Raw genomic sequence first — 17557 nt, forward strand, 5'->3', positions numbered from 1 at the left:
AGCCGTCATGACTTTTCTTTCCGATTGGGCGGTCATCGATCTGATTCAGAACGGCTGCGTCTACACCCTGGCGGTGCTCGGCTGTTGCGCCCTACGTCAACGTTTTGCGCACCCAATGCCGGTATGGGCGGAATGCCTGCTTGGCGCCATGTTCGGCCTGGTCACCATTATCGGCATGCTGACACCGCTCCGGCCCATGGACGGTGTGTTGATCGACGGTCGGGCCATCATGATCGTGCTGTCCCTACCGTTTGGCGGAGCCTGGGCCTGTGCGGTCACCACGGCGTTCGCCGCCGTGTACCGGTGGCATGTGGGCGGCATCGGTGCCACGGCCGGCGTGGTGCAAATCGGGCTGGCCGCCGCCTGCGGCGTCGCGGCGACTTGGCTGACCGGTCGGAACCTGTCCTTCCGCCATCTTGTGGCTCATGGTTTGCTGGCCGGTATCGTCACGCCATTGTCTGGCCTCCTGATTTCGACCGATTCATTCGGTTTCATCTACCGATCCGCCGCTTTACCGCTGTTCCTGATCGATTTTTTCGGAATTCTGCTGATCGGCAGCCTGCTGATCCTTGAAAACCGTCGGCACGACCTGGAGCGGGCGTTGCTTGGCAGCTACGACAAGCTCGCGCGCTCCAGTGCGTGCATCCATGAGAGCGAGGCCCGATTCCGCGATCTGATCGAGGGATCGATCCAAGGTGTGTGCGTTCACAGCGGCTTCACTCCGCTGTTCGCCAACGACGCTTTTGCCCGGATGTTCGGCTACTCCTCGCGCGCCGAGATCCTCGCTCTCGGCTCCACGCTGGTCATGATCGGGGAGAATGAACGCGAACCCGCCATAGAGCGGTATCGGTCCCTGATGAAGGCGCCAAGCGGTTCCGCTATCGAGCGCATCTGCAAGCGGCGCAAGGACGGTTCGCCGGTTTGGGTGGATGTCATCCACCGTGTGGTCGACTGGCAGGGGAAACCGGCAATTCAGGGAACCTATGTCGACGTGTCGGATCAGGTTGCTCTGGAACAGGAACTGCGCGCCAAGGCGGACGCCATGTCCATCCTCGTGGACGACATCGGCGTCGCGCACACCGAGGCTGAGGCCGCGCGCCGCCGGGCGGAAGAGGCGAGCGCAGCAAAGTCACGGTTCCTCGCCATCATGAGCCACGAACTGCGCACGCCCTTGGCCGGTGTCATGGGCATGGTGGATCTCTTGATGGACTCCCGTGTGAGCGCCGAGCAGAGAGCGATGCTGAGAACATTGAAAGGCTCGGCCGTCGAGTTGGTGCATCAACTCGACAATGTCTTCGATCTGGCGAGGATCGACGCCAACGAACTGACATTGGAAATCAACGACTTCTCCCTCCGCGATGCAACGCTCGACACTCTGCGGCTTCACAAAGCCGCGGCGGCGGAAAAGGGGCTTGGCCTCAGCGTATCCTTCGCATCCTCACCGCCGGAGCGTTTGCGCGGCGACGCGGCGCGGCTGCAGCAGGTGCTGTCGAATTTGATCGGCAATGCGGTGAAGTACACGACATCGGGCGCTGTCGCCGTCAGCGTCGACCTCGAACGGAGCCGCGACGGTGGCGGGGTCGCGGTTTTGGAGGTGAGCGACAGCGGGATCGGCATCCCCGCCGACCAGCATGCCAACTTGTTCGTTCCCTTCCATCAGGTTGATTTATCGACAACGCGTCGCTTCGGTGGCACCGGACTTGGCCTTGCCATTTGCAAGCGGCTGGTCGAAGCCATGCATGGAAGCATCGCTTTGCTGCGCTCAGACGAGACGGGATCGACCTTCCAAGCCCGGATTCCTCTGCTGGAACCGTTGGGAAGCGGGGGCTGCACGGTGCGGGCCGTCAGTCCGCACGTTCCGGAGGAGCGACGGAACCTGCGGGTGCTTCTGGCCGACGACAATGACCTCAACCGGATGGTCATCGGCTCGGTCCTGCGTTCCCGCTTCGGCTTTCGCGTCACCTCCGTCACCAATGGCGAGGAGGCGGTGGAAGCGGCTTCCAGCGACGATTTCGACGTTGTTGTGATGGATATGCAGATGCCCGTCATGGACGGCTGTGAAGCCACCCGCCGTATCCGCTCGTCCTCTGCGCCACTGTGTTCGCTTCCCATCATCGCCCTGACCGCGGACACGGTGCCCGATCACCATGACGGGTACTTGATGGCCGGTGCCCAGGAGGTGCTTACAAAGCCGGTGGATTGGTCGGACCTGGGCTCGGCAATCCGGCGCCATGCGGAACGCCACCACGAGACGGTGCCGATGCGGTCGGTCATCGTCGCGTCGCGCACCATGGAAAGGGCGGTCTTTGACGACGCATACCTGGACAATTTGATCGAAGGCGTCGGTCTCGATTTGACGCAGGCGATGGTCAAGGATCTTCCGGCATCAATGCGCCCCTACCTCGTGTCAATTCGCTCCGCGCTTGAAGCAGGGTCCGAAGCCGATGCCCGCCGGGCTTTGCATGCGTTGGCGGGGCTGGTCGGCACCTTTGGCACCGTACGTCTCCATGCCCTGTGCGTTGAACTCGAAAATGAGCCGGACGGTCTTCGTAGTCTTCAGCAGCGCATGCCAGAGTTTTTGGAAATCTGCGAGGCAACGCAGCACGCCCTCGCCAATTGGGTTGCCGTTCATAAAACCGACTGGGAATTGGAGGCGCACAATGCAGAACCCGCCTACTCTTGAGCGCATCCTATACATCGATGACGAGCCTATGCTTCAGATGTTGGTCGGCCTCAGTCTCCAGAAAGCGCGTGGATGGAGCGTGCACGCCTGCCTGACCGGGGGGCAAGCGGTTGCATCAGCATTGGAGAAGGCGCCGCAGCTGATCCTGTTGGACGTGATGCTGCCCGACATTGACGGCACCGAAGTGTTCGCAGCGCTCCGGCGCGAACCACAGTTGGGGGCCGTCCCCATTGTCTTCCTCTCTGGCAGGTGCGATCAAGCGAATCAGGAGCGGTTCACCCGACTCGGCGGCTGCGGCGTGATCGGCAAACCCATCAATCCACTGTCCCTTCCGGGACAGATCGAAGCGATCTGGAACAACTGGCATGAGAATCCCGCCATCCATGCGCCCTGCGAAGCACCTTCCGGGTAGAGTCGCTTGGAGGTTTTACTATTTTTCTACCTCGATCTCGCCCAATGAGCCATGATCGGGTTTTCGGTGGGACAGGAAAAGCACCATGACCGAAGCGTTGACCACAGCGTCGCGTCAGCGAGTTTTGCTGGTCGAGGATACAATTCCTCTCGCCCGCCTCTATGAGCAGTACATGTCAGCGCTTCCTTTTGATGTTCGGCATGTCGAAACCGGCGCTGCCGCCACGGCGACGCTGCACGACCATCCACCCGATGTGGTTTTGCTGGATCTGAACTTGCCCGACATGGATGGGCTGGAGGTTCTCAAAGCATTCCGCGATCATGATCCGTCCATCGCCATGGTTATCATCACGGCGAATGGTTCCGTCGGCACCGCTGTCCAAGCCATGCGTGCCGGAGCCTTCGATTTTCTGGTCAAGCCGTTCAGTGCAGACCGTCTGTCGGTCACCCTGCGCAACGCAGCCGAACGCAATGTGCTGGGACGGATCGTCCGGAACTACCGCCGTGACCTTGGTCGCGATCATTTTCAGGGCTTCGTCGGCGCTTGTGACGAGATGCAGGCGGTCTACCGGGTGATTGAAACCGTGGCGTCCAGCAAAGCCAGCGTGTTCGTCACGGGCGAGAGCGGTACAGGCAAGGAACTGGCGGCCGAAGCGATCCATCGCTCGGGCCCGAGACGGTCGGGGCCCTTTGTGACCCTGAACTGCGCGGCAATCCCCAAGGATTTGCTGGAAAGCGAAATCTTCGGCCATGTGAAGGGCGCTTTCACCGGCGCCACCTCAGACCGGGCCGGGGCGGCACAACAGGCCAATGGCGGAACCCTGTTTCTCGATGAAATCGGCGAGATGCCTTATGATCTTCAAGCCAAGCTGCTTCGCTTCCTGCAGACTGGAGTGGTCCAGCCTGTTGGCTCGGCGCGCACGGAAAAAATCGATGTCCGTTTCGTCGCCGCCACCAACCGCGATCCCTTGGTGGAAGTCCAGGCCGGTCGGTTCCGCGAGGATCTGTATTACCGCCTGTATGTCGTCCCCATCCATTTACCGGCCTTGAGAGAACGGGGCGATGATGTCCTGCTCATCGCGCGGCGTGTCATGGCCGACCTGTCTGCGGAGGAGGGGCGACGCTTTTCAACCCTGTCGCCGGAGGTTGAAGCGGTGTTTCGGTCTTATGACTGGCCTGGCAACGTGCGCCAATTGATCAATGTCCTGCGCAACGTCGTGGTTCTCCATGATGGTGAGACGATGACGCCGGACATGCTGCCGCCGCCTTTGAGCAGCGTTCGACCGTCGCCCACTCCCCCGCCCCTTCCGCCGAGGCGGAACGAGGGCGCGGCGCTACGGGAATCGGTGTCCGAGATGGATCGCGACGATGGCCTGCGTCCCCTCTGGCAAGTGGAGAAGGATCTGATCCTGCGCGCCTTGGCGCTTTATGACAACGACGTGCCGAAGGCGGCCACCCGTCTTGAAATCAGCCCGTCGACCATCTACCGCAAGCTCCAGATTTGGAAGACGGAAATGCCTGTGGCTTGAAGAGCGACGACGTGGAAAGGCAAGCCGCATGATCGAACCTCCTGCGCAATCCGTGGCTCCGCTGCCGAGGGAGGAGTTGGCGCGCCTCGAGGTGCTCAAAGCCTACCGTATCCTCGACACCGACCCGGAACCCGAGTTCGACACGATCACCAAACTGGCGGCCGGAGTCTTCGACACGCCCATCGTGTTGGTTTCGCTGGTCGACGCCGGCCGGCAATGGTTCAAGAGCCGTCAGGGGCTGGACATTGTCCAGACGCCGCGTGACGTGGCGTTCTGCGCGCACGCCATCCTTCAGGACGAGCCGCTGGTGGTTCCCGACGCCACACAGGACAAGCGGTTCTCCTGCAACCCCCTGGTGACGGGGGCGCCTGGCATTCGTTTCTACGCCGGCGCCCCGCTCATCACGAAGGATGGATTTCGGCTCGGAACTCTGTGCCTCATCGACGTCAAGCCACGCGCCTCGCTGTCCTCCAGTCAACGGGTAAGCCTGCAACGGATGGCACAGCTGGTCGTTGATCAAATGGACATACGGCTGGAAATCGAACACTGCCGCCAATCGGAAGCCGAGGCGATGGAGCGCAACCGGCTCCTCGCCCTCAGCACGGATGTTGGGTACTGGACCTTCGATCCGACCGCAGGTGCCTTCAGCTGGAGCGGCGGAGGGGCGGCCATGGCCGCCCAGCCGGTCATCCGGACACGGCATACCGGATTGGCCGGCTTCGCCGATTGCTTTCACGAGTCGGACCGCTTGGCGGTGCTGACGCAACTGCAACGCGCTTTCCATGATGGCGAAACCTTCACCGTCGAGGCGCGTATCGTCGGCCAAGCCGGTGACCTTCGGCACGTCGACGTCAGGGGACTGTTTGTCCGTGACGGGTACGGCACACTGACCCGATTGCGCGGCATGATGCTCGACATCACCGACCGGCTGATCGCGGAAGCGGCCAAGCTTGAAGGCGAGCGGAGTTTCCAGGCACTGGCGCAACTGTCGCCGGTGATCATCTTTCGCACGACGTTGGATGGCCGCCTCACTTACATCAACAATGCGTGGTCGCGTCTCAGCCAGGAGAGCGCCGAGAAGGTTCTCAGTATGCATTGGACCAACGTGATCCATCCCGATGATCATGCCGAAGCCTTGACCGCTTGGGCAACTCCGCAGGGCGCGCTGACGCCGTTCCAGACCGAGTTCCACTTGCTTGGCGGTGACAATGCCCCACCGGTTTGGGTGACAGCGTTCATCACCCCGCAATATGACCATCACGAGCAGGCGATGGGATTCATCGGCTTCGCCATCGACATAACCGAACGGCATCGGGTCGAGCGGGCTTTGCGCCAAACCGAGCGGGTCTTGCGCGACGCGATCGAATCGATCTCCGAGGCGTTCGTCCTTTACGATGCCGACGATCGTCTTGTCATATGCAACGAGACTTACCGGCAGCTCTATTCCCTCAGCGCCGACCTGATTGTCCCTGGTGCCCGCTTCGAGAACATCATCCGTCAAGGTGCCGAGAGGGGACAGTACGCCGAGGCCATCGGCCGCGTCGACGATTGGGTGCAGGAGCGTTTGAGCTATCGGAAAAGCCATGGGAAGGAGCCATTCGAGCAAGCGTTGGGGAACGGCTCCTGGTTGCTTATCAGCGATCGGCGGACCAGCGATGGCGGCATGGTTGGAATTCGGACCGACATCAGCCGCCTGAAAAGCACCGAAGAGGAGCTGAAACGCAAGATTGCGGATTTGGAACAGACTCAAGCGATGTTGCGAGAGCGAACGGAAGCGCTGGAAGAGGTCACCGACGCTCTCCGGCTGGCCCGGGACGAAGCGGAAGCGGCAACCCACGCAAAATCCGACTTTCTGGCTGCGATGAGCCACGAGATCCGCACACCTATGAACGGTGTCATCGGGATGACGGACCTGCTGCTCGAAACCGGCCTGATCGGCGAACAACTGCAGTTTGCCCAAGCCGTGCGCTCCTCCGCAAACGCGCTTCTCACCATCATCAACGACATCCTGGACATGTCCAAGCTGGAGGCAGGGCGGGTGGAGTTGGAGACGCTTCCTTTCAATCCCGCCGACCTGCTGGAAGGGGTTGTCGAATTGCTTTGGCCGAAAGCGCATGAGAAAGGGATCGATCTCGGAATCCTCCTGTCCCCGGAGGCACGCCACACCGTTCTGGGCGATGCGACCCGGCTGCGGCAAATACTCGTTAATCTGGTTGGAAACGCGGTTAAATACACCGAGACCGGCAATGTCGTCATTGAGACTGGTATTCAGACGCAGACCGACGGCAACTCCGAAACAATTCATACGCTGCGCTTCGACGTCATCGACACCGGCATCGGGATTCCCTCCGAGGCGATCAGCCGTTTGTTCAGCCGCTTCGAGCAAGTCGACCGCACCATTGCTCGCCGCTATGGGGGGACCGGGTTAGGCCTTGCGATTTGCAAGCAGCTCACCGAACTCATGCAGGGCAGAATTACCGTCAAAAGCGATCAAGCCACCGGCAGTCAGTTCACCGTCGAGGTTCCCATACGCATCGCGAACGGGTCCTCCCAGCAATCCGAGTGGATGAGCTTCACGGGGCGGCACGCGCTGGTGATCAAGCCGCCTGGGTTCAATCGCCGCATCCTAACCGCACAATTGCGTTCGTTGACCTTGGATGTGCAGGAGGCTTCCGATGCCCAAACCGCGCGCGCAGCATTGGCTAAAGCGGTGACGAGCGGCCATCCTTTCGACGTGGTTTTTGTCAGCCAATCCCTGTTCGACACTGTCTCGGACACGCTGCTGCAATTCGGTTTGGACCGTTCCGACTATGCGCCAAGGATCATACTGGTGTGCTCCTATGGGGCACCGCTGGCGTCGACCGGAAATGACAAGCTTGTGCCTTTTGCCTGTCTGGCCCGGCCGATCCGCATGGCCGCCCTGTCCAGCATCCTGGGTCGCCTGTTTTCCGATGGCTTGGATGCTCCGCTGGCCACACCGGCACGGTCGCACCATCCGCCTGAACGTGAAATCAACCGCCCCCCGGCACGCTCAGCGCATATTCTGATCGCCGAAGACAACGCCACCAATCAGTTGATCGCCGCGACCTTGCTGCGCCGCGCCGGATTCACCGTGGACATTGTCGACGACGGCGTGCAGGCGCTGGAAGCCATGTCGCTCCGACCGTACGACCTTGTCCTGATGGATGTCCAAATGCCCAACCTGACCGGCTTCGAGGCGACCGAGCACATTCGCGCTTTGAGGGGACCTCGGGCAACCGTGCCGGTTATTGCCTTGACGGCGGACGCCATGATCGAAACCCGTGAACGGTGCCTTCGGGCCGGCATGAACGATGTCGTAACCAAACCCTTCGAACGGTCGGCCCTTCTTGGTGTGATCAACCGCTGGCTGGATATGGGACGTGGAGCAGGACAACACTTGCGGCTGGCTGTCGACGACCACCGGACTGGCCAAGCACGGAGCGATAACGATTCCTGCATCCACGAGCCGATCTTGGTCGATCTGGTGGCCTCGGTTCCAGTCAACGACTTCTTGTTTCTGATGCGTTGCTTTTACAGCGACATGCAAGAGCGCATGGAGCGCATCGCCGACCTCGCTGGGCGGAGAGATGCCCCTCGTCTTGCCCGGGAGATGCATGACCTATCCAGCACGTGTGCCAGCTTCGGTCTGTTGAAGTTGTCGGAGAAGGCTACGCGCCTCGAACGTCTGCAGAAATCTGGTGATGACGAGGCCGTGTTGACCGCTGTGGAGCCTTTGCTGGAGACGGCGCAGGCGGCGATGAATGCACTTCACCGCCGGTTCCTGCAAAGGGAGGGTGTTTGACTGAAGCACGTTAACCGCCAGAAGACGCTGTGGTGGAGTATCTTGCCCGTGCCGTCACAACCAGTTCGTTCAAATCACCGTCCAGTACCCCACCAATGGATTGGGCCAAGGCCAATGCCATTCCACTGTCGTTGAGAATGCAAGCTTCTTCCGCCTGTCGGCATAGGGATGCCAGACGAATAGCCCCAAACGTCTGTGCGCTGCCGGCGAGGCTATGGGCCTCCCGCTTCACGCCGTCCAAGTTTCGGCATTCGACCGCATTGACGAGATGGTCCGCCCGAACCTGTGAGTCGCTTATGAAAAAGGCAAGAATTGATTCCAGCGATGCATCATCGAGTTCCTTTGCCAGCGCATCAAGTGTATCCAAATCGATGTTGGGCTGATCCATACGTGCATTGGGGATGAGGAGCGACGGCGTGGCTACCATATCCAGGCGCAACGCCGCCATGATCGCATGTTGGAGCGCTTGTGGTTTGACCGGCTTCAACAGGAACCCATCCATGCCGGCTTCCTCACAGCGTTGCCGTGCGTCTTCCAAAGCGTTGGCGGTCAAAGCCACGATGGGACAACGTCGATCGAACGATGACGACCGGATTCGCAATGTCGCTTCAAAGCCATCCATTTCCGGCATCTGAAGATCCATAAAAATGATATCGAATCCCAACGGCGCCGCCTGAACAGCTTCGACACCGTTGGCAACCGTATCGACCCGGCAGCCCACTCGTTCCAACAGTGTGCGGATAATCAACTGGTTGGTAGCGTTGTCTTCGGCGACAAGCACTCTGGGGCAGCGGCCGAGACGCGACAACTCCTCCCCCCAGTCCAGTTCCGGTCCCGATTGTGTCAAAACAGAATCGGCAGGGTGTTCCGCAGCCGCCAACGGCCACGTAAACCAGAATGTTGAACCTTGCGCCGGCTCACTGGAAAAGCCGATTGTCCCTCCCATCAGCGATACCAGCCGCTTGCAGATCGCAAGCCCAAGCCCGGTTCCTCCAAATCGACGGGCATAAGACCGATCGAGTTGATTGAACTCGGCAAAAACCTCATGCTGCCGGTCGAAGGGAATGCCTATGCCCGTGTCGAGTACCGATACGCGAACCTGCTTCCCGGCTGCATCTGTGCGTGCAGCGTCCAAATGGATGCGAATATGGCCCTTTTCCGTGAACTTCACGGCATTTCCAGCCAGATTCAGCAAAATTTGTCGGGTGCGACCTTCATCTCCGCGGACATATTGCGGCAGCTCAGGATCGACTGATACATGGATGTCAATCCCCTTTTCCTGAGCTGCAGGGGTAATCAGATCGACAACGCTCTCGACCAGATCATGGAGGTGAACCGCAGAATCCTCAAACTCCAGTCGCCCTGCCTCCATCTTGCTGAGATCGAGAATGTCGTTCAGGATTTCGAGCAAGTCTTCTGCACTTCGCCGAGCAATCGAGACCAAGCGCTTCTGTTCGGCGCCCATCTGATGATCCATAATCAACCCGAGAGTGCCGATGACGCCATTGATAGGCGTCCGGATTTCGTGGCTCATCATTGCCAGGAACTCGGATTTGGCCAAGCTTGCACGTTCCGCCGCCTGCTTGGCGACTATCAGCGCGGCTTCGGCTGCGCGTTGAACCGTAACGTCCTGTACCGTCCCAATGATACGACAGGCATTGCCATCCGTCCCGGATTCTCTATGCGCGGAAATAACCAACTGGCGGTTCTCTCCATCAGGCGCCTGGAACAAACATTCCTTGCGATAGTCATGGTCGGTCTCCTGACAGGACCGGACAGCCTCGCCAATCCAGTTGCTTTTGATATCCTCGTTTGGGTGCGTGCCCAGCAGGCGCTCAGTCTCGTCGGAACAGTCAATGTGTCCGTCTTCTGGACACCATTCCCAACTTCCGATCCGAGCCAGTCGTTGAGCATCCGCCAGACTGCGGCGACTGCGGCGAAGCTCTTCCTCGCGAAGTCGCAGATTCGTGATGTCGGTGCGCAAGCCGACGACATAGCCATCACTTGTCAGACGATCCTCGACCAGGATCCAGCGCCCGTCATCCAGCAACACCTCAATCGGCCCGGGGTTGGAACGATGCAACCGCATACGGTGGCGGATACGCTCCAGCTGATCGGCGGAACTCAGACCTTTTCGATACCGGGAAATACCGGCGCGCAACAGGGTTTCGAAGCGGACGCCCGGCACAATTAGATCTGCGACGTTGGCATAGGTTTCTCGATACCTCGTGTTGCAGACGCTCAAGCGGTCCTGCTCGTCGAACAGAACAAAAGCTTGCGGCAAAGCTTCGACGGCCTGCATTAGGCGCGAATGCGCTCGATCGGCATCGCGCCGCGCGGCTTCGACTTGGGACAGCAGGGACTGGGTACGGGTCATGCTGCGAAGAAGGAGGCCGACGATCAGCGATCCTATGATGTATACAACCGCTGCGAAGGACAGCATGACGGCCGCGATGGTGCCTCCATCATCAAGCAGCGCCAACAACGTCCTGGTTTCCTGTCCCCTGACCAGCACGCCAAATTCATGCAAAGAGACGATTTGGTGCCGTAGCGTCTGGGCCACCCGAAACGCCTCCTCAGGCCGCGATCCGAGGGAGAGGATGGCCGGATCCAGCTTTGCGAGTTCAGTGCGGAATGCGTTGAGAATTGCTGCCGCACCGGCAATGCCGGACACGCTGCGCGCCGCCTCGCCCCCATCAAAATAAGTGACGCGGCTCCATAGGATGTCGAAACGCTGGCGGGCATCGTCTCCATCGCCGACACCGATGGATACGGCGTCCAGGGCGTCTATGGTGCGGAGCGTCTCGATCTCCAACTGCGCCGCTCCCCAGTATCCACCTTCCACCCACAGGACATCACGCTGGTTCTGCTGAATCACGATCATGGCCAACCCGGCCGTCAGAACCAGGAAGAACACGACCACCAGCGCAACCAACCCCCAATTGGCCAAACGCCTATCCTGCCATCGTGATGCCCCAAACAGGGCCTGCAGTCTGGCGATTGCGGTTGGACTTAGAGCGCCTAACAGAACCATCTTTGGACGAAGCGCCAGCAGATGAGGCTGGCGGCGATGTGGTGAAAGGCGGTGAAGATGTCGGCGCGCCGTTCGTATCGGACGGCGATGCGGCGGAAGCGGGCGAACCATGCGAGCGTCCGCTCGACCACCCATCGGTGTCGGCCAAGACGCTCGCTGCTCTCGACGCCACGCCGGGCGATCCGCGGAATGATCGCTCGTTGGCGCAGCGCCCGCCGGCAGTGTGCAAAGTCGTAGCCCTTGTCGGCGTGCAACTTGGCCGGGCGGCGCCGTGGCCGGCCCGCACACTGGCGGATCGCCGGCACGGCATCGACCAGCGTCTCCAGCAGCTTGCTATCGTGCCGGTTGGCCGGCGAAATCTTCAGGGCGAGTGGGATGCCATTGGCATCGACGAGGATGTGACGCTTGGAGCCCGGCTTGCCGCGATCCGTCGGGTTCGGGCCAGTCTCCTCGCCCCCCTTTTTGCTGGAACGCTGGCGCTGTCCACCGCCGCCCGATCCCAGTTGATGGCGTTGGCATAGCCGAGCCGGTCGAGCAGCACGCGATGCAGTCGCTCCCATACCCCGGCCCGATGCCACTCGTGCAGACGCCGCCAGCAGGTCATCCCCGAGCCGCAGCCCATCTCCACCGGCAGAAGCTCCCAAGGGATGCCCGTGCGCAGCACGAACAGGATGCCGGTCAGCGCCGCACGATCGTCCAACCGGGGCCGTCCGCCTTTTGGCTTGGGCGGCTCCGGCGGGATCAGCGGTTCGATGATCGCCCACAAGGCGTCGGAAACAAGAGGGGCTGCCATGCCCCTACCAACCGTTCCTGGCCGGTTTTGTTACGCACTCTTATGCTCATCGGAAGGAACTTTCGTCATGTGCGTGGAAGTCGCGGGCGGGTTCTCAACCTACAAGATTCATGCCGGATTCAGGCCGGGCTTTGGATCAGGATGGTGAAAAGCGGCGATAACCCCGCCACTGGCCTGACAATTGCTTTCCACCATTCCATCATTCACCAGGAGTTTATGATCATGCGCTCTTTCACATTATTTCTGGGTATCAGCATGCTTCTGTTCAGTATTGCCAATGCCGCCGAACCTGAAGAAACCAAGAAAACTGACCCGCTGTCATTGACGGTGAGCGGCGTGCTGGCATCGAATGCAGGTAACCAGTCTGTTCGTTTTGATCTGGCTGGATTGCAGGCCCTCGGATCGGTGGAGATTGCGACCTCCACCCCATGGACCGACGGAGTTCGAAAGTTTCACGGAGTAGAGATTTACCGAATTCTTGATGCTGTCGGCGCTCAAGGTAACTTCGTGAATGCGGTAGCGGCCAATGATTATCGTGTTCGCATTCCGGTCGAGGATTTCCGCCGCTTCGGCGTGATTGCAGCCTTCGAAATGGATGGAGTTCGCCTCAATCCCAGGGACAAGGGATATCTTTGGATCGTTTACCCCCGTGACCAGCATTCTGAATTGATGCAGAAAAGCTACAATGAGCGGTGGATTTGGCAGCTTAAAGCGATCGAGGTCACCGATTGACCATCACCACGTTCCGCATTTGATGGCATGTCGTCGCTATTTGCGATTCTCATTTCTCAAAGATTCGCAAAACGAGAGAAGATCGATATAATCAATCTAATTCTAAGGGATAGAGTCGCGTATCCGTCCCCCAAAGGCGTTGGCAGGAAGATTGCTTGCAGCTCAAGACTGATTGGATGCATAGGCAAAAGATTGGAATGTTCATGCGTTGGCTTGCGCTGGTTTCAACCATGTTGGTTCTTTCGGCATGCACCGCGACGGGCCCAAGAGACGATCCCGGGGAGGCGCTTGAGGAGGCGTACATGCCGCAGAACCGACCCAGTTGGGCCACGTCCAACGCTTGTCCTGAGAAATTGCTTCCCGACAGTGCCGTGCCTTTGCATTACAACCCGGTGTCCGAAGAGCTTCCAGTGCCGCTGTCGCCGGGAGATCAGTTGGACGTCCGCATCCACAACGACACGGCGCTTTCCGGGACCTTCTCGGTTAACATGGACGGTACGCTGACCATTCCATTTCTGAAGGATGTTCGCGTTGTTGGACTGACTGCCGAACAGGTTGAAGCAAAGGTAGCGCGGGCCCTGATATCCGCTGGTCTTTACCACGCCTCCACGGTTCGGGTGAGCACAAAACTGAAGCATTGGGCGACGATTCAGGTCAGCGTCGCCGGCGCAGTGTTTCAGCCTGGCCGAGCCCTCGTTGGTGACCGGAAGCCCGATGGCGCGGTGGATCAGGATCTGGGAGACAGCACACCCGGCCGGTACCTCAGCTACGCGATCAAGGGAGCTGGCGGCGTCCGCCCCGATGCCGACCTCAGCAGGGTTCAATTGACGCGGGGGGGAGCGACCAGGGTGCTTGACCTCACAGGCATCTTCACCGGCAGCGGGATGGAAGATCCGCCCATCATGCATGGCGATCAGGTCTTTGTACCAAGTTCCGGCTGCATCCACAGTGATTTGGTACGCCCGTCCCAAATCACTCCGCCAGGCATCCGGGTATTCCTTTCGAACCTGACACAACCAGCTGCCAGCAATGCCCAATCGGCGATCTCCACCCAGGCAACCAATGTGCCCTACGGCACCCGTCTTCTGCATGGCGCCATTTCGGCAAACTGTGTCGGCGGCATTCGTTTGACCAATGCGTCTCGCAGCGTTGTGTTGGCGACAACAAACCCGGTCACCCGGCAAACCGAAGTGATTGAGCGTTCTGTGGAAGAACTGGTGCGAAGCAAAGACCGGGATACGATCAACCCATATCTGCTGCCGGGCGATGGAATCGCTTGTTATGATTCGGCTGTGACCAACGGTCGCGACGTGATGCGCTCCCTGCTCGAAACGGTCGTACCGATTCCGGTCGTCCGTTCCATCACGCGCTGGTGACGACGATGAGCGATGATGTGATGGACGGGGCAACCCCACAAGAAAACCATCGGCGCCGCAGTGGCAAGCGCCGCCTGCGGGATGGTGTCTTTAAGGGCTTTGGTGGACACCGCGGGCCTCGATACCTCAGGCTGGCGTTGGTGGGATTGTTTTTGTTGTGGGGACCAGCCTTGGCCTTTGTGCTCTTGGCGCCGCCCAGTTTTACCTGCCGATGGACTCTCATCCTGCCAGGAGCCGGAGGCATGGCCAATGTCAGCTTGGAAAGCATCGGCAACGCCTCGTCCAACACTCCCTCGCCTTATGGCGGATCGTCGCTCAGCCCAACCGTCAATTACAAGGCCATCGCCATGAGTGATGGCGTGATCACCGCAGCGGCCGAGCGGTTGAATATTGAGCCGGCCCAGTTCGGCGTTCCCAAAATTACTCTGACTGATCAGACATCACTCATTGATTTCGCCGTGAAAGCCGATAATCCGCAATTGGCCCTTGCCAAAGCTCGGGCCTTTCTGGATGCATTTCAGGACCAGCTTAGCCGCCTGCGCAACGACGAGGCCCAGCGCCGTGAGCTGGGTATGATCCAGAACTTACGCTCCTTCAAGGACAAGTTGGACGCAGCCAGCCAAGCTCTGTTGTCGCATCAGATGGAGCATGGCTTCTTGACGATGGAGCAGTTCAAGGAACTTGCCGTCACGGTCGAACGATTGCGCCAACAGCGCTCCATGTTGGTCGCTGAACAGGAAAGACGGGCTGGGTTTGCCGGAAATTTGGCAAGCGATCTTGGTGTGTCTCCTAATGCCGCTGCCATGGCCATGGTACTGCAAAGCGATCCTCTGTTTGCCAAATTACGGACACAATGGGCTGACGTGGCGGCAGAATTGGCGCGGCTGACAGCCACGATGGGGTGGAAGCACCCCGATGTAATGACAATAGCTGAACAGGAAAAAAATATCCGGAAGCAACTTCACCTTCGTGCCAAGGAGGTTGCGGGAGTCACCGATGAAGGAATCTTGCGCCTGATTTCACTGGCTCCTTCGGATCCGCGGACTACTCTGTTCCAGTCGATGCTCTCGGCACTCGCAGAAGAGAAGGGAATCCGTGCCCAGGCGGAAGCGGTTGAACGCACCATACTAGACTATGAACGACGCCTCGATGCAGCTGGTCAAAAGATTTCCAAGCTCGACGAATTGACACGCAGCCACCAAGTCACGGAGGCGGTGTTCAGTTCAGCTATGGCTCGGCTCGATGTTGGGAAATCGGATCTTTACGTTTCGTATCCTCTGGTTCAAATTTTGGTAGATCCGGTAGAACCATTAAAGGCGGATCGACTGCCCAAACTCCTTGCCTTGGCAGGGGCCTTCGGCGGTTCAGTGATGCTGGCTTTTGCTTTAGCTTTGCTTTGGATTCGTATGCCGATGCTACAGAAGTTAATGAGTATTCTCTGATGAAAGAAAAATATCAAGATTGTTTGGAAGATTATATTTTTACTCCAGAAGAAAAACTGGTTCGATTTTCCTTGATTTGGACATGGCCGTTCTACTTTATTGGCGCATTATACATTTTAGCGCCTGTGGTTGGGTGGTCCTTATTTTTCTTTATGATTGCACGCATGTACATGCAGACACCTGATCGGCCACAGCATCAGCAGGCTTTGATTCCGATTGGTGTATGGGTTTGGATTGCTGGAATGCTGGCAATGGAGTTGGCATTGATCGTAGCCCATGTTGATTTTGGACTTGGGATTCCACAAATGATTAAATCCAGCATTGGCTGGGCAAAGGGTTGGGCACTTCTTGCTGTTTTCCCTGCAATTGGAGCTGGATTGCAAATCAGGCCATCTGTTATTTATCGCGCAACCTGCATAATTGCTCTTCATGCCCTTCTCCTAATGCCAATTTTATTTTTTTCTTATATCGTCAATTTACCATCGCAGCTCTATGTTTCACCTTTGCAAATCGTAGGAGGGCCAGGGCCAGAATTTTTCTCGGTAACGCTCTACAACATCGATGCAACTACAGGTGCGCCGCGCTGGAGATTTTTTACACCTTGGGCACCTGCGGCAGGGTTCATTGCTAATGTTTATTTTATATTCGCAATACAGGAAAAAAGCAGACGTTGGCGGTGGATTGGGATCATCGGGTGGACTATGGTTGCGATTCTCAGCAAATCGCGCTTGGCGCTGATTGTCATAGTTTTTTCCTGGCCCCTCACTATATTCTTCTCGAATATGCGTCGGCCTATTGTTGCTTTTTCTGGTGCAGGTGCGATTGCCTTTGCTGGCTTGGTTGCAAATTTCCTTATGGACGCTTACTTCGCTGCGTTGGAAACGTTCACTGCCGCACGGCCGGAATCGAGTCGGGTTCGCGCTACACTTGGACGGATTGCCGTTAATCGATGGCAAACAGAAGCGCCAATATGGGGCCATGGAATAGTTGAGCGAGGCCCTCATTTGGTTGAGTTTATGCCAATTGGCTCTCATCACAGTTGGTACGGACTTCTCTACGTCAAGGGCATAATTGGATTTGCTGCGCTCGCCATTCCACTACTTTTCTCTCTGGTCGAGTTCTTGGTTAAATCTCAGACATCGTCGTTATGCAGGGTAGCTCTATGCCTTATTCTAATTATAGGATTCTATACATTTGCGGAGAATTTGGAAATATTAACATATCTTATTTGGCCTTGCCTCATAGTTGTTGGTGCGGCAATTCGAGAACCTTATAGTTCGTATAAAAATGGGCACCCCGAAAAACCGTATTGCTGCTGACCTGATACCGCCGAGCTGGGTCTGTTGAAAAAGGCGGCTTGGCGGAGGTGCCGGCAAGTTGGGTGAGGCGGCTCGCCGTTATGCGGCTTTCTGCTGCAATCCAGTTGAACGCTGTCGGGCGCAATCCAGGATCAGGCGAAGGACTGCGGCCAGCCGCTTGAGGTTGACGGCCGCGGCGGCGAGGTAGGCCTGGATGCGCATGTTGTCGAGGCCGCGCCGGACGGCGCGACCCAGGCCATGCCACGTCTTGGCCTCGCCATGATAGCCTTCGACACGGATGCGGTGGCTGCGGTAGACGCCCCGTTCGCGCTCCTGCCAGCGGGCGTATTTGCGCCGAGCACGCAGCAGGGCCGGGTGATCCTGATGCAGCAGAATGGCCGGGAGTGTCCGGAATTTCGTGCTCGGCGGGGCGGGT

Annotated in this window: 9 protein-coding genes and 2 pseudogenes; 8 read left to right on the forward strand and 3 right to left on the reverse strand. The window is 58.6% G+C overall.

Annotated features, from left to right (window positions below; genetic code table 11):
* Positions 1-7 precede the first annotated feature (7 nt).
* The 4 genes from Sp245p_RS24965 (at position 8) to Sp245p_RS24980 (ending at position 8446) form a co-directional block, all read left to right on the forward strand.
* Positions 8-2683 carry an ATP-binding protein gene (locus tag Sp245p_RS24965; protein ID WP_014198788.1) on the forward strand — a complete coding sequence of 892 codons (2676 nt, stop codon included), beginning with the start codon at positions 8-10 and terminating at the stop codon, positions 2681-2683.
* The gene (locus tag Sp245p_RS24970) at positions 2661-3095 is read left to right on the forward strand and encodes a response regulator (protein ID WP_014198787.1); all 435 of its coding nucleotides are present in this window, start codon (positions 2661-2663) and stop codon (positions 3093-3095) included. The genes Sp245p_RS24965 and Sp245p_RS24970 overlap by 23 nt, the downstream gene beginning before the upstream one ends.
* Before the next feature lie 85 nt (positions 3096-3180).
* The gene (locus Sp245p_RS24975; protein WP_014198786.1) at positions 3181-4623 is read left to right on the forward strand and encodes a sigma-54-dependent transcriptional regulator; all 1443 of its coding nucleotides are present in this window, start codon (positions 3181-3183) and stop codon (positions 4621-4623) included.
* A gap of 28 nt (positions 4624-4651) precedes the next feature.
* A complete protein-coding gene (locus Sp245p_RS24980; RefSeq protein WP_014198785.1) occupies positions 4652-8446 on the forward strand; it encodes a response regulator in 3795 nt (1264 codons plus the stop codon).
* Between the two features lie 10 nt (positions 8447-8456).
* Here Sp245p_RS24980 and Sp245p_RS24985 read toward each other — a convergent pair whose 3' ends face one another.
* Both Sp245p_RS24985 and Sp245p_RS24990 read right to left on the reverse strand, forming a co-directional pair.
* Positions 8457-11396 carry a hybrid sensor histidine kinase/response regulator gene (locus tag Sp245p_RS24985; RefSeq protein ID WP_014198783.1) on the reverse strand — a complete coding sequence of 980 codons (2940 nt, stop codon included), beginning with the start codon at positions 11394-11396 and terminating at the stop codon, positions 8457-8459.
* A 71-nt stretch (positions 11397-11467) separates the two neighbouring features.
* Positions 11468-12273, reverse strand: a pseudogene (locus Sp245p_RS24990) (IS5 family transposase).
* A 141-nt stretch (positions 12274-12414) separates the two neighbouring features.
* On the opposite strand from Sp245p_RS24990, the gene Sp245p_RS24995 reads away from it, so the two are divergent.
* The 4 genes from Sp245p_RS24995 to Sp245p_RS25010 all read left to right on the forward strand — a co-directional run bounded on the left by Sp245p_RS24995 (position 12415) and on the right by Sp245p_RS25010 (position 17142).
* Positions 12415-13005 carry a putative pterin-binding protein gene (locus Sp245p_RS24995; RefSeq protein WP_052584460.1) on the forward strand — a complete coding sequence of 197 codons (591 nt, stop codon included), beginning with the start codon at positions 12415-12417 and terminating at the stop codon, positions 13003-13005.
* A 155-nt stretch (positions 13006-13160) separates the two neighbouring features.
* Positions 13161-14381, forward strand: a complete 1221-nt coding sequence (locus Sp245p_RS25000; protein ID WP_052584461.1) for a polysaccharide biosynthesis/export family protein — start codon at positions 13161-13163, stop codon at positions 14379-14381.
* A 5-nt stretch (positions 14382-14386) separates the two neighbouring features.
* Positions 14387-15823, forward strand: coding sequence for a GumC family protein (locus Sp245p_RS25005; RefSeq protein WP_129557227.1), 1437 nt, complete (start codon positions 14387-14389; stop codon positions 15821-15823).
* The gene (locus Sp245p_RS25010) at positions 15823-17142 is read left to right on the forward strand and encodes a capsular biosynthesis protein (protein WP_109138993.1); all 1320 of its coding nucleotides are present in this window, start codon (positions 15823-15825) and stop codon (positions 17140-17142) included. Before Sp245p_RS25005 ends, Sp245p_RS25010 begins: the two co-directional genes overlap by 1 nt.
* A 78-nt stretch (positions 17143-17220) precedes the next feature.
* Here Sp245p_RS25010 and Sp245p_RS25015 read toward each other — a convergent pair.
* Positions 17221-17520 (reverse strand): annotated as a pseudogene (locus Sp245p_RS25015) (transposase); the annotation flags it as partial.
* Positions 17521-17557 lie beyond the last annotated feature (37 nt).

The sequence above is a fragment of the Azospirillum baldaniorum genome (assembly GCF_003119195.2).
Taxonomy (GTDB): Bacteria; Pseudomonadota; Alphaproteobacteria; order Azospirillales; family Azospirillaceae; genus Azospirillum; species Azospirillum baldaniorum.

Coding starts and splice junctions, on each gene's coding strand:
- Sp245p_RS25005 (WP_129557227.1), top strand. CDS start 14,387: ATGAGCGATGATGTGATGGACGGGGCAACCCCACAAGAAAACCATCGG.
- Sp245p_RS24970 (WP_014198787.1), top strand. CDS start 2,661: ATGCAGAACCCGCCTACTCTTGAGCGCATCCTATACATCGATGACGAG.
- Sp245p_RS24975 (WP_014198786.1), top strand. CDS start 3,181: ATGACCGAAGCGTTGACCACAGCGTCGCGTCAGCGAGTTTTGCTGGTC.
- Sp245p_RS24965 (WP_014198788.1), top strand. CDS start 8: ATGACTTTTCTTTCCGATTGGGCGGTCATCGATCTGATTCAGAACGGC.
- Sp245p_RS25010 (WP_109138993.1), top strand. CDS start 15,823: ATGAAAGAAAAATATCAAGATTGTTTGGAAGATTATATTTTTACTCCA.
- Sp245p_RS24995 (WP_052584460.1), top strand. CDS start 12,415: ATGGTGAAAAGCGGCGATAACCCCGCCACTGGCCTGACAATTGCTTTC.
- Sp245p_RS24980 (WP_014198785.1), top strand. CDS start 4,652: ATGATCGAACCTCCTGCGCAATCCGTGGCTCCGCTGCCGAGGGAGGAG.